General features: G+C 60.7%; 10 protein-coding genes. 4 read left to right on the top strand and 6 right to left on the bottom strand.

The window, feature by feature from the left end:
• Window positions 1-16: 16 nt before the first annotated feature.
• Both aceE and VDQ28_RS16685 read right to left on the bottom strand, forming a co-directional pair.
• On the bottom strand, window positions 17-2,671 hold the full coding sequence (gene aceE, locus VDQ28_RS16680) for a pyruvate dehydrogenase (acetyl-transferring), homodimeric type (RefSeq protein ID WP_323037000.1): 2,655 nt from the start codon (window positions 2,669-2,671) through the stop codon (window positions 17-19).
• 370 nt (window positions 2,672-3,041) lie between these two features.
• Window positions 3,042-3,959: a LysR family transcriptional regulator gene (locus tag VDQ28_RS16685; RefSeq protein ID WP_323037001.1), complete on the bottom strand. Its 918-nt coding sequence runs from the start codon at window positions 3,957-3,959 to the stop codon at window positions 3,042-3,044.
• Window positions 3,960-4,064: 105 nt separating this feature from the next.
• Here VDQ28_RS16685 and VDQ28_RS16690 point away from each other — a divergent pair, with 105 nt between their 5' ends.
• From VDQ28_RS16690 to VDQ28_RS16705, 4 genes are all read left to right on the top strand, one after another.
• A complete protein-coding gene (locus tag VDQ28_RS16690; protein WP_323037002.1) occupies window positions 4,065-5,324 on the top strand; it encodes a urate hydroxylase PuuD in 1,260 nt (419 codons plus the stop codon).
• Window positions 5,325-5,364: 40 nt separating this feature from the next.
• Window positions 5,365-5,715 (top strand): CidA/LrgA family protein, encoded by a 351-nt coding sequence (locus tag VDQ28_RS16695; RefSeq protein ID WP_323037003.1) that lies wholly within the window; start codon window positions 5,365-5,367, stop codon window positions 5,713-5,715.
• Window positions 5,712-6,428 carry an LrgB family protein gene (locus tag VDQ28_RS16700; protein ID WP_323037004.1) on the top strand — a complete coding sequence of 239 codons (717 nt, stop codon included), beginning with the start codon at window positions 5,712-5,714 and terminating at the stop codon, window positions 6,426-6,428. The genes VDQ28_RS16695 and VDQ28_RS16700 overlap by 4 nt, the downstream gene beginning before the upstream one ends.
• An 86-nt stretch (window positions 6,429-6,514) precedes the next feature.
• Complete coding sequence (locus VDQ28_RS16705) at window positions 6,515-7,288, top strand: 3-keto-5-aminohexanoate cleavage protein (RefSeq protein WP_323037005.1); 774 nt, start codon at window positions 6,515-6,517, stop codon at window positions 7,286-7,288.
• Window positions 7,289-7,294: 6 nt separating this feature from the next.
• Here the strand turns inward: VDQ28_RS16705 and VDQ28_RS16710 are convergent, their stop codons facing one another.
• The 4 genes from VDQ28_RS16710 to VDQ28_RS16725 are packed head-to-tail and all read right to left on the bottom strand — an operon-like array spanning window position 7,295 to window position 13,811.
• The gene (locus VDQ28_RS16710; protein WP_323037006.1) at window positions 7,295-8,620 is read right to left on the bottom strand and encodes an aspartate aminotransferase family protein; all 1,326 of its coding nucleotides are present in this window, start codon (window positions 8,618-8,620) and stop codon (window positions 7,295-7,297) included.
• The gene (locus VDQ28_RS16715) at window positions 8,617-9,606 is read right to left on the bottom strand and encodes a C45 family peptidase (protein ID WP_323037007.1); all 990 of its coding nucleotides are present in this window, start codon (window positions 9,604-9,606) and stop codon (window positions 8,617-8,619) included. Before VDQ28_RS16715 ends, VDQ28_RS16710 begins: the two co-directional genes overlap by 4 nt.
• Complete coding sequence (locus tag VDQ28_RS16720; RefSeq protein ID WP_323037008.1) at window positions 9,607-11,064, bottom strand: biotin carboxylase; 1,458 nt, start codon at window positions 11,062-11,064, stop codon at window positions 9,607-9,609.
• Window positions 11,065-11,066: 2 nt separating this feature from the next.
• On the bottom strand, window positions 11,067-13,811 hold the full coding sequence (locus VDQ28_RS16725) for an aminotransferase class I/II-fold pyridoxal phosphate-dependent enzyme (protein WP_323037009.1): 2,745 nt from the start codon (window positions 13,809-13,811) through the stop codon (window positions 11,067-11,069).
• Window positions 13,812-13,842: the final 31 nt, after the last annotated feature.

Below are 13,842 nucleotides of genomic sequence, written 5' to 3' on the forward strand. Positions count from 1 at the left end.
TGCTCCTTTTACCCGATCAAACCAAACGGGGGTTCGGCTTGTTGCCGTCGATTTCGTATTTGGCTAACGCCGATTTCAGGGTCTTTTCGTCAAGGGTGCCCTCGCGGAACAGGTCCACCATTGCCGCCGCCGCGATGTGGTTTGCGTCCACTTCGAAGAACTCGCGCAGGTTCACGCGGCTGTCCGAGCGGCCAAACCCATCGGTTCCCAGGACGGTAAAGCGACCGGGAACAAAGGCGCGGATTTGCTCGGCGTAGTTCTTCATATAGTCGGTGGCGGCGATAATCGGGCCTTTGACGCCATCCAGCGCCTGCGTGACATAGGGCACGCGCTGCTCGCCCAGCGGGTTCAGACGGTTGTGGCGCAGCGCGTCCTGACCGTCGCGGGCCAGCTCGTTCAGGCTGGTCGCCGACCAGATATCGGCGGTCACGCCAAAATCCTCGGCCAGCATGTCGGCGGCCTTCATGGCCTGCACCAGAATGGTGCCCGAGCCCATGAAGTTGATGTGCTTCTTGCCGGGCTTGGTCTTTTTCAACCGGTAGAGGCCCTTGATGATCCCCTCCTCGGACCCGGCTGGCATGGCCGGATGGGCGTAGTTTTCGTTCATCAGGGTCAGGTAGAAATAGACGTCCTCTTGCTTGGCATACATCCGCTCCATGCCGTGCTGGATCAGCACCGCGACCTCGTGCTGGAAGGTCGGATCATAGCTGATGCAGTTCGGAATGGTCCCGGCCAGGATATGGCTGTGCCCGTCCTGATGCTGCAGGCCTTCGCCGTTCAAGGTTGTGCGCCCCGCCGTGCCGCCCAGCATGAAGCCGCGCGAACGGCTGTCGCCCGCGGCCCAGGCCAGATCGCCGATACGCTGAAAACCGAACATCGAATAGTAGATGTAGAACGGCACCATCGCGACGCCGTGGTTGGAATAGGCCGTGGCCGCCGCGATCCAATCCGCCATGGCACCGGCTTCGTTGATGCCTTCCTGCAAGACCTGACCGGTTTCGGTCTCGCGATAATACATCATCTGATCGGCGTCTTCGGGGGTATAGTGCTGGCCCAGCGGGTTGTAGATGCCGACCGAGCGGAACAGCCCCTCCATGCCGAAGGTGCGCGATTCGTCGGGCACGATCGGCACGATGTTCTTGCCGATGTTCTTGTCGCGCAACAACGTGGTGAGGATGCGCACAAAGGCCATTGTCGTCGAGATCTCGCGGTCCCCACTGGAGTCCAACTGGGCCTTGAAGGCGCTGAGTGGCGGGACTTGCAAGGCGGGCGTATCGCGCCAGACGCGCTTGGGGAAATCGCCGCCCAAAGCCTGACGCCGCTCGGCCAGATAGGCCTTTTGCGCGTTGTTCAGGCTGACGAAGGGCGCTTTGCCAAGGTCCTCGTCGCTGACCGGGATCTTGAAACGGTCGCGGAAGGCGCGGAGTTGATCCTCGGCCAGTTTCTTTTGCTGGTGCGAGGTGTTCTGTCCCTCGCCGCCGGTGCCCATGCCGTAGCCTTTGACGGTCTTGATCAACAGACAGGTCGGCTGGCCCTTCACCTCGGTTGCGTATTTGAACGCGCCATAAACCTTTTCGGGGTCATGCCCGCCCCGGCGCAGGGCCCAGATCTGGTCATCCGTCCAATCGGCAACCAAGGCTGCGGTTTCGGGATATTTGCCAAAGAAATGCTTGCGGATATAAGCGCCGTCCTTGGATTTGAAGGTCTGATAGTCGCCGTCGACCGTTTCATCCATCAACTGACGCAGCTTGCCCGAGACGTCCTTTTCCAACAGTTGGTCCCACCCCCTGCCCCAGAGCAGCTTGCTGACTTCCCAACCCGCGCCGCGAAATTCGCCTTCGAGTTCCTGCACGATCTTGCCGTTGCCGCGCACCGGGCCGTCAAGGCGTTGCAGGTTGCAGTTCACGACAAAGATCAGGTTGTCCAGATTTTCGCGCGCCGCGAGGCTGATTGCACCGCGGCTTTCGGGTTCGTCCATCTCGCCGTCGCCCAGGAAGCACCAGACCTTGCGGTCGCCCATGTCGATATGGCCGCGGTTGTGCATGTATTTCATGAACCGCGCCTGATAGATCGCCATCAGCGGGCCAAGCCCCATCGAAACCGTCGGGAATTGCCAATAATCCGGCATCAGCCACGGGTGCGGATACGACGACAGCCCCTTGCCACCAACCTCCGAGCGGAAGTTTTCCAGCTCTTCCTCGCTGATCCGCCCCTCCATGAACGAGCGCGCGTAGATGCCGGGCACGACATGGCCCTGAAAGAACACCAGATCGCCGCCGTGAATCGCGGATTTCGAGCGCCAGAAATGGTTGAGGCCAATGTCATACATCACAGCCGCCGAGGCGAAGCTGGCAATATGGCCGCCGTATTCACTGCTTTCCTTGTTGCGCCGCACCACCGTCGCCATGGCGTTCCAGCGATTGATCGTGCGAATCCGCCACTCCATGTCCAGATCGCCGGGGAACGCCGGCAGATCATCGGCGGCCAGCGTGTTCTGATACGGCGTCGTCGCGGAAAACGGCAGGTTTGCGCCCGCGGCGCGCGCCTGCTGAACCGCCTTGTCCAACAGGAAATGAGCCCGATTGGCCCCGTCGCGTTCGATCACATCGGCGATGGCGTCCTGCCATTCTTGGGTTTCAACCAGGTCGATATCGGTAGGCGTATCGGTCATTCGGGCAATCTCCGGAATGGGGGCTACGATGGGAGGAAAATATCTGAGCTCGGCGCGGGCAGGATCGTTCTTGATGGGTCTCGGATGTTCAAACCAATGGTCCTCAAGAGTTACGCCCTCGCGAATGCGATCGACAGGTTTCAGACTAGCCCGCGTTCTGCAACGGGTGCAAGCGCGCCAATCGAAACCACGACGCAGGATGCGGAAAAAATTGACGCCGCGTCATGACAGTGAGCCGCCGCAACCGGTTGCGGCCACCACCCCGACATGCTGCCGATTTTCATGCGTTTATCAAAGGACAATGCGGAAGACTTTCAAAAAATCCACGAAAGTGTCTTTTGCAGGTTCCATCCGGCCTTGAGGTTTCCCGTCACAACAACAGGTTGGAGTTGTTCAGCGTTGCGGTCATGCGCTCGATGAGAAAATCAATGAACAGCCGCGTCTTGGGGTCTTGCCGCCGCCGATGGGAGTAGAGACACGCCATCTGCACCGAGACCGGCGGCTGGTGCATCATCACCGGAACCAGGACGCCGCTTTCGATATAGCCCGCGACCTCGAACAGCGGTTTCATGATGATGCCCTGATCATCCAGCGCCCATTTCGTCAAGACATCGCCATCATCGCATTCCAGCGGGCCCGAAACATTGATCCGCTGCACCCCGTCATCGGTGTGGATTGGCCAGCGGAACTCGGGCGAGCCGGGATAGCGCAGATTGAGACAGGCGTGATTGGCCTTCAGGTCGTCGGTGTCCTTGGGCTCGCCATGTTCTGCAATATAGGCCGGCGACGCGCACAGGACGCGCTGGCAATCGGCAATCTTGCGGATTTTCAGGCTGGAATCCTCGGGAATACCCAGAAAAAACGCGACATCCACGCTTTCCATGGCCAGATCAATGCGCCGGTCCGACAGCCTGAGGCGGATTTCAATCAACGGATATTGCAGCCGGAATTCAGGCGAGATCGGCGCAATCAACCGTCGGCCAACCCCCAAGGGCGCAGAGACATGGATCGTCCCGCGTGGCACAAGCGTGATTTCGTTGATATCCGCCTCGGCCATGGCAACCGCGTCGAGGATCTTTTGCGCATTGGGATAGAAGTTGTTGCCCTGTTCGGTCGGATTCAGCACGCGCGTCGTGCGTTGAAACAGGCGAACACCCAGATGTTCCTCGAGCTGCGAGATCCGCGCCGAGGCGACAGCGGGCGAAATGCGCATGTCGCGCGCGGCGGCGGACATATTGCCAAGCTCATAGACCCGGATGAAGGTCTTGATGTTATCAAAGTAGGACATGGCACATTCTTCGTCTTTTTTTGAAACAATTAGGCGCTTAAGACGAATACAAGGCAATCGGAAATCGCGCTAGGGTCACAGAAAAGACGACTAAGGGAGAAAACTATGCACGATCTGGCAACAATCTGGGATTGGCTGGGCTTTTCGGTCCGCTGGCTGCACGTCATCACGGCAATGGCGTGGATTGGGGCGTCGTTCTATTTCATCGCGCTTGATCTGGGGCTGAGGAAGGCGCCGAATATGCCTGTGGGTGCCAGCGGCGAGGAATGGCAGGTTCACGGCGGTGGCTTCTATCACATCCAGAAATATCTGGTCGCGCCCGCCAACATGCCCGACCACCTGATCTGGCACAAATGGCAAAGCTATACCACCTGGCTGTCAGGGGCGGCGCTGTTGATGATGGTCTATTGGGGCGGCGCGCATCTGTATCTGATCGACGCACAAAAGGTCGATTTCGCGGTCTGGCAGGCGATCCTGATCTCGGCGGCATCGCTGACCATCGGCTGGATCCTCTATGACGCGCTGTGCAAATCCAAATTGGGCGAGCAACCGACGTTCCTGATGGTCTTGTTGTTCGTGCTGCTGGTCGCGATGGCCTGGGGGTATAACCAGATCTTCACCGGGCGCGCCGCATTGCTGCACCTGGGGGCCTTTACCGCGACGATCATGACCGCCAATGTGTTCTTCATCATCATGCCGAACCAGCGCATTGTGGTGAAAGACCTGCAAGAGGGCCGCACGCCCGATCCGAAATACGGCAAGATCGCCAAGCTGCGCTCGACGCATAACAACTACCTGACGCTGCCGGTCATCTTCCTGATGCTGTCGAACCATTACCCGCTGTCCTTTGCGACGGAATACAACTGGGTGATTGCCTCGCTGGTGTTCCTGATGGGTGTCACGATCCGGCATTTCTTCAACACCATGCATTCGACCGGCAAGGGTCCGCACTGGACATGGTTGGCGACGGCGGTGCTGTTCGTGATCATCATGTGGCTGTCGACCGCCAATTTGCAGCACGACACTTATGACGAATCCGCCTCGCGGCAGTTGAACGCGGTGGAGCAGGTGTTCGCCAGCGCCGAAGGGTTTGACGAGGTGACGGCGATCATCCCCGGGCGCTGCTCCATGTGCCACGCGCGCGAGCCGGGCTATGAGGGGATCCACCACGCCCCGCGCAACATCCTGCTGGAGACCCCGGCCGATATCGCCGCGAACGCACGTCTGATCTACTTGCATTCGGGGGCCAGTCAGGCGATGCCTCCGGCCAATGTTACATGGATGGAACCAGACGAGCGCGCGCAAATCCGTCGGTGGTACAATGATGCGGTGGCATCGGGGTCGTTCCTGATTGCCCTGAACTGACGCCAAGACGCGCGCCCGAGCTGAGCCGATCGGAGCGAATGTGATCTATCATCTAGCGGTTTTGCTGGCCTGTCAGTTGGCGGGTGAATTTTTGGCCCATAGCCTCGGGTTGATCGTGCCCGGCCCAGTCGTGGGCATGGTCATTCTGCTGGGGCTGTTTCTGGCCTTTCCAGCGGCCGCCAAGGCGATCCAGCCCACGGCGCTGGGCTTGCTGTCGCATCTGTCGCTGCTGTTCGTTCCGGCCGGCGTGGGAATTGTCGGGCATCTGGGGAGCCTCGGGTCTGATGGCCTGCCGATCCTGCTGGCGCTCTTTGTCAGCACCGCGCTGGCGATCATTGTCGGCGCTTTGGTGTTCGTGGGTGTCAGCCGCTTGGTGGGAGGCGCGCGATGACTCCGCTGCCCGAGATCTGGACCTATCTGTCCGAAGAACCGCTGCTGTGGTTGACCGCGACGCTGGTGGCCTACGGAATCGGCGACACGCTGTTCCGGCGCGCGGGAAAGCGGCCCTATGTGAACCCGGTGCTGATTGCCGTGGTCTTGCTGGCGGCGTTGCTCTGGGCCACGGGTTCGACCTATGCGACCTATTTCGAGGGTGCAAAATTCGTGCATTTCATGCTCGGGCCGGCGACCGTGGCCTTGGCGGCACCGCTTTATGCCAATCTGGGAAAACTCCGTCAGGCGGCCTTGCCGATGATGGCGGCGCTGCTTGCCGGATCGACGACGGCGATCCTGTCGGTGCTGGGGATTGCCTATGCAATGGGCGTGCGCGGCGAGGTGTTGCTGTCGCTGGCCCCGAAATCGGTGACGGCGCCGGTGGCGTTGGGCATCTCCGAGGTGATCGGCGGCTCGCCCACCTTGACGGCGGTTCTGGTGATCATGACCGGGATCATGGGCGCGGTGATGGCCACGCCTTTGTTGAACCTGTTGCGTATCACCGACTGGCGGGCACGCGGCTTTTCCGTGGGCGTCGCCTCGCACGGGATCGGCACGGCGCGCGCCTTTCAGGTGAACGAGACCGCCGGGGCCTTTGCCGGGATCGGCATGGCGCTGAATGCGCTTCTGACCGCGCTTCTCGCGCCGTTTCTGGTGGGGTTTTTCCTGTAACCCGGACGGGCGCGGTTTTGGGGGATGAACCGCGATGCGCGATCCTCTAGGGTGGCCGTTGCATCCAAGCCCGAGAGGTCCCGGCAATGGCATCCCTACCCCGTATCATGGTCGCCCCGAATGGCGCGCGGCTGACCAAGGCCGACCACCCGGCGCTGCCGGTGACGATTGCCGAGACGGTCACCTGCGCCGTGGCCTGCCAATCGGCGGGTGCGGATGGCATCCACGCCCATGTGCGCGACGCGGATCAGCGCCATGTGCTTGACGCGGGGTTGTATTTGGAGCTGCTGCGCGAACTCGACCAGCAGTTGCCCGGCTTTTACGCGCAAATCACCACCGAGGCCGTCGGGCGCTACTCCCCCGCCGAACAGCGCGCCGTGGTGGAAGCGGTGCGCCCGCGCGCGGTCTCTATCGGGCTGCGCGAGATCGACGACGAGGCCGACCAACGCATCACCGCGCGGTTCTTTGCCTTTTGCGCCGAGGCGCGGATCCATGTGCAGCACATCCTCTATGATACCGACGATATCGCGCGCTTTGTCAGGCGGTTAGAGGATGGAACGATTCCACGCGGCAACCTAGCGGCGCTGATCGTGCTGGGCCGCTACAGCGCAGGCCAGCGGTCAACTCCGGCCGATCTGGAGGCCCCGGCAACCGCGTTGCTGTCGGCCCTGCCCGGCATCGACTGGTCGGTCTGTGCCTTTGGTCCGCAGGAGACCGCGTGCCTTGGCGCAGCGGCAAAGCGTGGTGGCAAAGCGCGGATCGGGTTCGAGAACAACCGGTTGAACGCGGACGGCAGGGTTGCAAAGGACAATGCCGCGCGCGTGGCCGAGTTGGTGGCGACCCTGCGCGCGGAACCTTAGTTTTCGTCAAGCCGCCAAGGCGCGCTCAACGGCCAGCACCAGTTTGTCGGTCAGTTCCGCGACCTGCGCATCGTTCAGGATGAATGGCGGGGCCAGCAGCACATGGTCCCCGCTGCGCCCGTCGATGGTGCCGGACATCGGGTAGCAGATCAGCCCGGCCTTGAACGCTTCGGATTTGATGCGTGCCGCCAGCTTGCGCGCCGGATCGAACGGGGCCTTGGTGGCGCGATCCTCGACCAGTTCGAGCCCCAGGAATAGCCCGCGCCCGCGGATATCACCGATATGCGGGTGTTGACCGAATTTTGCGTCCAGCGCCGTGCGCAGTTTGCCGCCCATCTCATTGACCCGCGCCAACAACCCCCGATCCAGAATCGCCCGGACCACCGCCAGCCCCGCCGCCGTCGCGACGGGGTGGCCAATATAGGTGTGACCGTGCTGGAAAAAACCGGTGCCGTTTTCAATGGCCGCATAGATCTGACCCGAGCACAGCATCGCGCCAATCGGCTGATACCCTGCCCCCAACCCCTTGGCGATACACAGGATATCCGGGCGCACCTGATCGTGTTCGCAGGCGAACAAGGTGCCGGTGCGGCCCATGCCACACATGACCTCATCAAGGATCAACAAGACCCCGTATTGGTCGCAAATCTCGCGGATGCGCTTGAAATAGCCGGGCGCCGGGGTCACGGCCCCGGCCGTCGCGCCAACCACCGGCTCGGCCATGAAGGCCATCACGGTGTCGGGGCCAAGCCGCAGAATCTCATCTTCAAGGGCTTGGGCGGCGCGCAGGCCGTAAGCTTCAAGGCTCTCGCCGTCGTGGCGCAGACGGTATTCATAGCACGGGTCGATATGCGAGATATCCAGCAACAACGGGCCGAATTGCGCGCGTCGCCATTCGTTGCCCCCCGCCGACAGCGCGCCGATGGTGTTGCCGTGATAACTTTGCTTGCGGGCGATGATCTTGCTGCGCTGGGGCTGGCCGATTTCGACGAAATACTGCCGCGCCAGCTTGATCGCGGCTTCCGTGGCCTCGGACCCGCCCGAGACGAAATAGACCCGCTCGATTCCCTCGGGCGCATGTTCGATCAACAGATCGGCCAAAGCCTCGGCCGGTTCCGACGTGAAAAAGCCGGTATGCGCAAAGGCCACCTGATCGAGTTGGGCCTTGATCGCGGCGATGACCTCAGGGTCGCCATGCCCCAGGCATGACACCGCCGCCCCGCCCGACCCGTCAAGATAGCGCTTGCCGTCGGTGTCGATCAGATAGCATCCCTCCCCCCCGGCAACGACGGGTGGCAAGGATTTGGTGTGACGTGGAAAAACATGGCTCATCCGATGACTCCTAGGGGAACTGGCGTAAAGACCAAGCGCGATTCATCCTCAAACCCTGCCAAAGGCAAGGGCCATCGGGAGTTCGGCCAGCGCAGCTCCATTTCACCGCGCCGTGGTCGGTAGATTGCGGTGTAGAGTGTACCAAACCCGAACTGAAAGGCCATCGAATAGAGCGGCGGCTTGAGAAAGGCCGAGATGAACTTTTCCTCGGGCTCGACATGCAGGGTCAGGCGTTGCAGCAGGAAGCGTTCGCGCTCGATGGTGGCGGTGGCGCGGGCGTGGGCCTCCCATTCGGGTTTGTCCTGATGATTGGTGGCAACGGCGGCATGGGTGATCTGCGCCGGGCGATCCGGGGCCATGAGCACGGTGCGCACGGTGCGTTTCTTGTCCAGAACCGTGACGTTATAGCTCATATGCGTGGGAATGCGGGCCAGAGTGTCGGCGGCGTCCTCGGCGGTTTTGCAGGTTTGCAGCACATAGCGCAGGATCAGCGGCACGCCAAACCCCCTGCCGACCACACGACGGCCGCCAAAGGTCAGCGAAATCACCAGACCTGCGTCATTCATGCCATCGACCAGACCGAACAACCCGTCGCTGGTGCCGATGACCTTTCGGCCTTGCCATTCGGTGCGCAGGATCACCCGGTCAAAGGCGCTGGGGCTGTAATCATAGTTGCGCACCAGCACCGGCTGCGCGCCGGGCCAGACGGCCTGCGAACAGCCCGACAGATAGGGCGGCGGGCACCAGAACGACAAGAAGCGCGCCGCCATGTCGCTGCCACCGGCTTGCACGCAAAGCTCCTCCCATAGTGGGACGATCTCGGGCATGTGTTCCTGCAAGGCGCGCTGGCAGTGGCGATATGTCGGACGCCGTTCCAGCCCCTCGCGCGCCCACCAGCGGCGATAGGCGGGCCAGTATTCGGCAAAGAGCCCGGCCCACTTGGGGCCGGGCCGGGACTCGGAAATGGCGCGCCAGAGCAGATCCATTTACATGATCTTGAACGCGGGATCCGAGAACTCGGGGCTTGCATCCGCGGTTGCCAGCGGCTTGGCCGAAAAGCTGTTCTTGATGCCGTGAATCCACTTTTTCGCCCGCTCGTTCAGCTGGAAATTGTTGGTCATCGAGCGCCCGCGCGTGACCAGAATGCCCAAATCCGCGCCCTCGTAGCGATAATCACCCGCTTTGAGAATGCGCAGGAAGAACGCCTCGTTCTCGGATTCCACCGCACGACGGTGATAGTCGAAACGGTCAAACACCACGCGGCCATCCTCGAGCATCTTGTAGATGCCGGTTTGCGGCGCGTCGGTCAGGATATCGACGCTGTCATCGGTGTGCTTGATCACCATCTGCGACCAACTGTCGATCATGCTGGGGTCGGCCCAGCGGTCGTTCAACTCATCGACATCCAGCTTGAATTTCTTCTTGGAGAATTCGAGCAAATGGAACAGGAACAAGGGCGCATCGGCATGGGCAAAGGCCGCGTGGTTGGTCATCGAACTGGCGCCGGTGATGCGCGGGTTCAATTCGCCCAACCAAAGGTCGCCGGTTTTCTTGTCGATCAGGAAATCGAGCTCGAAATAGCCGCGATAGCCCTCTTTGCGTAGCTGTTCACCAAACTTGAAGGTCAGATCGCGGGCCTTCTGGCGCACCTTGGGCGGGAAAGCGGTGGCGAGGATCTCGTTGCCGCACCAGCCGCCGCGATAGGGCGTCAATTCCTTGAAGCCGACCAATTCGGTCATCAGCGGGCCGACAATCGTGCCCTGACTGGTGGCGCAGCCCTCGATCGCCGAACCCCGGCAGTCGATGCGCTTCATGATCTTGATCTCGCCCTCGCCAATGATCTCATGCTGGTGGCGGCGGAAATCGGCCTCGGATTTGATGAAGAAAGTGGTATGGCCGGAATCGCCAAAGGCCGATTGCAGCACCAGATCATGCCCCAGCCCGGCTTTCTCGCAAAGCGCCTGCAAGTGCTTGTAATCCTTGACCTCGCTCAGGGTGTTGGGCACCGAGGGCACGCCGGCCTTGTTGCCGATGCGCACGGTTTCGATCTTGTTGTCCATGCTGGTGCGCAGCTTGGCCTTGGGGAACCAGACGTCGCCGCCCAATTCCTTGGCCAGACGTTCGGTCTCTTCGTCGAACATCAGGAACACGAATTTCGGCTTGCCGCCGCGGCGCTTGATCAGGTCGATGACCTCTTTGTGCTGCAACAGATAGTTGTTGATGTCCTCGATCGACTGGAACTCGGCGTGCGGCTGTTCGGAGGGGCAGAACACGTTGGGATGGCGCCCATCGTAGCAGTCAAGATAGCAGATATATTTGAAATTCTTGCACCATTCGTCGATCCCCAGCAGGTTGAAATTCGTCGCCGAGACGAAATAGATCGGCTCCTCGTTGCGATGAAAGAACCGGCGAATCTCGGAAATGTTCTTGAGTTCCTTGGCCATGTTTACGCTCCCTTTACGACGGCTGCTGTATGCTTTGCGGCGTGCCGTTCCAACGCCTCCTTGGTGAACACCCGAAGCCCGAGTTCGGCGCGGTAGCCGTGGATCTCGTTGACATCAAGGGCCCGCATGAAGTCGAGGATTTCCTGACTGATAACCTGTCCCGGCACCAGAATCGGGAACCCCGGCGGATAGGGGATGATGAAGGACGCAGAAACCACTTCGCGCCCGGTTTTCATCTCGTCGATCAGCGATCCGTTCAGCTCGAGATAGTCGCAGTTATCTTCCTCGTAGCTGAGGAAAAACGCCGAGCGGATATCGCCCTCGCCATCGGTCGATCCGGCGCAGAACGCATCGTGGAACCGCGAGAAATCGGGCAGCGGCGGCAGGTCCTGCACGAGGTTCTTCACCCGGCGCTCAAAGGACAGACGCTCCATTTTCGAGGCGTCATCCAGCCGTTCATCCAGCGATTTCGCGATCTCGACCAGCACCTCGATCAGATAGGCAACCGAGGATCGCGTGGTGCCGATATTGGTCATGAACAACACGGTATTGCGCGAGGTCTTGTTGATCTGGATGCCGTATTTATCCATCAGGATCTTGGTCTTGAACGTGTCGCCATCCCAGCCCGTGCCGCCAACCGCCAGCGTCACGCGGGTCGCATCGAGAACGAATTCGTCGTTCTCCCAACAGTCCCAGGTGTCGGTCCAGCCCTGGTCGGGATCATAATAGCTGGTCACGCCGCTTTCGCGGTGCTTCTCGGGGATCATGTCACCCGCGGTCAGCACCTTGAAATATTTTTGCAGCAAGGGATGCGTGGAAATCGCGCGCCGCATCGACATTGCCGCTTCGACCTGACGTTGTACGAATTCAAAGCCTTCCAACTCGACCTGACGCCGCCCGACATCCAGCGAGGCGATGATCTGATAGTTCGGACTGGTCGAGGTGTGGGTCATGTAGGCTTCGTGGAACGAGGCCTCGACTTCGCCTTTGAAGTCTTGGTCGTTGACGTGAATCATCGAGCCTTGGCGCAGTGACGTCAGCGTTTTATGCGTCGATTGCGTGGTGTAAACGCGAACCCGCGCGTTGGGTGGCGGGATCAGACGGGTTTTCAACAGCGTCTCGTCGTCGGCCCCGTCCAACTTGATCTGCTGCGCGTCATAGGCCTTTTGATGCGCTGGCGAGCGAAATTTTTCGCGCAGGTTGTTGGCAACCGCCATGCCGGTGCGCTGGCGATAGGTCGGACCAAACCGCGCGAAGGCAAACCACGCCTCGTCCCACAGGAAGATCAGGTCGGGCTTGATGGCAAGGCATTCCTCCATCACCCGCTCGACGTTATAGACGATGCCGTCAAAGGTGCAGTTGGTCAGCAACAACATTCGCACCTTGTCCAGCGTGCCAGCAGCCTTGTATTTCAGCAGTTGATGCTTGATTTCACTGAGCGGCACCGCGCCGTACATGGAATATTCGTTCAGCGGATAGCTGTCGAGATAGCGCACCTGCGCCCCGGACAGGACCATGCCGTAATGGTGCGATTTGTGGCAATCGCGGTCGATCAGCACAATATCGCCGGGTTTTACAAGGGCTTGCACGACAACCTTGTTACAGGTCGAGGTGCCATTGGTGGCAAAGAAGGTCTGCTTGGAACCAAAGGCCCGCGCGGCGAGTTCTTGCGCCTCTTTGATCGGGCCGACCGGTTCCAGCAAGCTGTCGAGGCCGCCCGAGGTGGCCGAGGTTTCCGCCAGAAAGATATTCGGGCCGTAGAACGCGCCCATATCCTGAATCCAGTGTGACCGGGAAATCGACTTGCCCCGGCTGATCGGCATGGCGTGAAACACGCCGGTCGGCTGCTTGGAATATTCCTTGAGCGCGGTGAAGAACGGCGTCTTGAACCGGGCCTGCACGCCGCGCAGGATATTCAGGTGCAGCTCCAGAAAGTCCTCCTGGTTATAGAACACGCGGCGACAAACGCCGAGGTCCATGCCGGCGATATCCTCGACCGACCGATCCGTCACCAGATAGGCGTCCAATTCGGGGCGCACCTTGGCGAGCAGGCGGCACAGTTCGACGCCGTAATCCTCGGGCCGGATTTCATCCATCTCATCGACGCCGCCCGCCGGGTTCAGATAGCGCTTGAGGATCGGCAACGAGACGGTGGACTCGTATTTCAGGCCGGGGCGCACGACGATGGCTTGCACGTTGTGATTGAACAGCACGCCGATCAGCGCGTCTTGCAGACTGGGGACCACGACCGCTTCATAGGTGAAGGCGTCCTCGCTCCGCCGCATCGCCGTCATATTGGCCTTGAGCCAGCGTTCCTGATGCTCGTTGACGTCGTCGACGATCATCACCTCGAAATAAGGTTTCGAGAGGGCGCGGGCGTCCGGCGAAAGCAGTGCCTCGTCCTCGTGATCGTCGGAATCATTGCTGTCGCGATCCAGCGGAATGTGGCGGCGTCGATACGCGCCCGACACCAGCGCCCGCGTGACGCGGCGCACGGTGAAAGCCACATCACTGACATTTCCGTTTTCGAATTGCCGCCGCATATGCACGAAGGCAGCGATGCCGGGAAACGCCCAATAGCGCTCGATGGTTTCGAGGGCTTCGAACAGTTTGGAGACTTCGGTCCGCAGGCCGGTTGCGCGGCGACTGGTGGGCGAGCGTTCCAGCTCGCCCAGTTTTTCGCGAATCGTGCTCCACCGGTCGGTTCTCAACTGCACCGCAGAGTAATAGTCGCTCATGGACTGCATCGGTTTCTCCCTTAAAGGCCGATCCAGTGGT

Source organism: Pararhodobacter sp. (assembly GCF_034676545.1).
In the GTDB taxonomy this organism is placed as follows: domain Bacteria; phylum Pseudomonadota; class Alphaproteobacteria; order Rhodobacterales; family Rhodobacteraceae; genus Pararhodobacter.

What these genes read in the sequence shown, in the direction of transcription:
- VDQ28_RS16715 (WP_323037007.1), bottom strand. Translation starts at nt 9,606, where the DNA reads ATGGATCTGCTCTGGCGCGCCATTTCCGAGTCCCGGCCCGGCCCCAAG.
- VDQ28_RS16685 (WP_323037001.1), bottom strand. Translation starts at nt 3,959, where the DNA reads ATGTCCTACTTTGATAACATCAAGACCTTCATCCGGGTCTATGAGCTT.
- VDQ28_RS16700 (WP_323037004.1), top strand. Translation starts at nt 5,712, where the DNA reads ATGACTCCGCTGCCCGAGATCTGGACCTATCTGTCCGAAGAACCGCTG.
- aceE (WP_323037000.1), bottom strand. Translation starts at nt 2,671, where the DNA reads ATGACCGATACGCCTACCGATATCGACCTGGTTGAAACCCAAGAATGG.
- VDQ28_RS16690 (WP_323037002.1), top strand. Translation starts at nt 4,065, where the DNA reads ATGCACGATCTGGCAACAATCTGGGATTGGCTGGGCTTTTCGGTCCGC.
- VDQ28_RS16705 (WP_323037005.1), top strand. Translation starts at nt 6,515, where the DNA reads ATGGCATCCCTACCCCGTATCATGGTCGCCCCGAATGGCGCGCGGCTG.
- VDQ28_RS16720 (WP_323037008.1), bottom strand. Translation starts at nt 11,064, where the DNA reads ATGGCCAAGGAACTCAAGAACATTTCCGAGATTCGCCGGTTCTTTCAT.
- VDQ28_RS16710 (WP_323037006.1), bottom strand. Translation starts at nt 8,620, where the DNA reads ATGAGCCATGTTTTTCCACGTCACACCAAATCCTTGCCACCCGTCGTT.
- VDQ28_RS16725 (WP_323037009.1), bottom strand. Translation starts at nt 13,811, where the DNA reads ATGCAGTCCATGAGCGACTATTACTCTGCGGTGCAGTTGAGAACCGAC.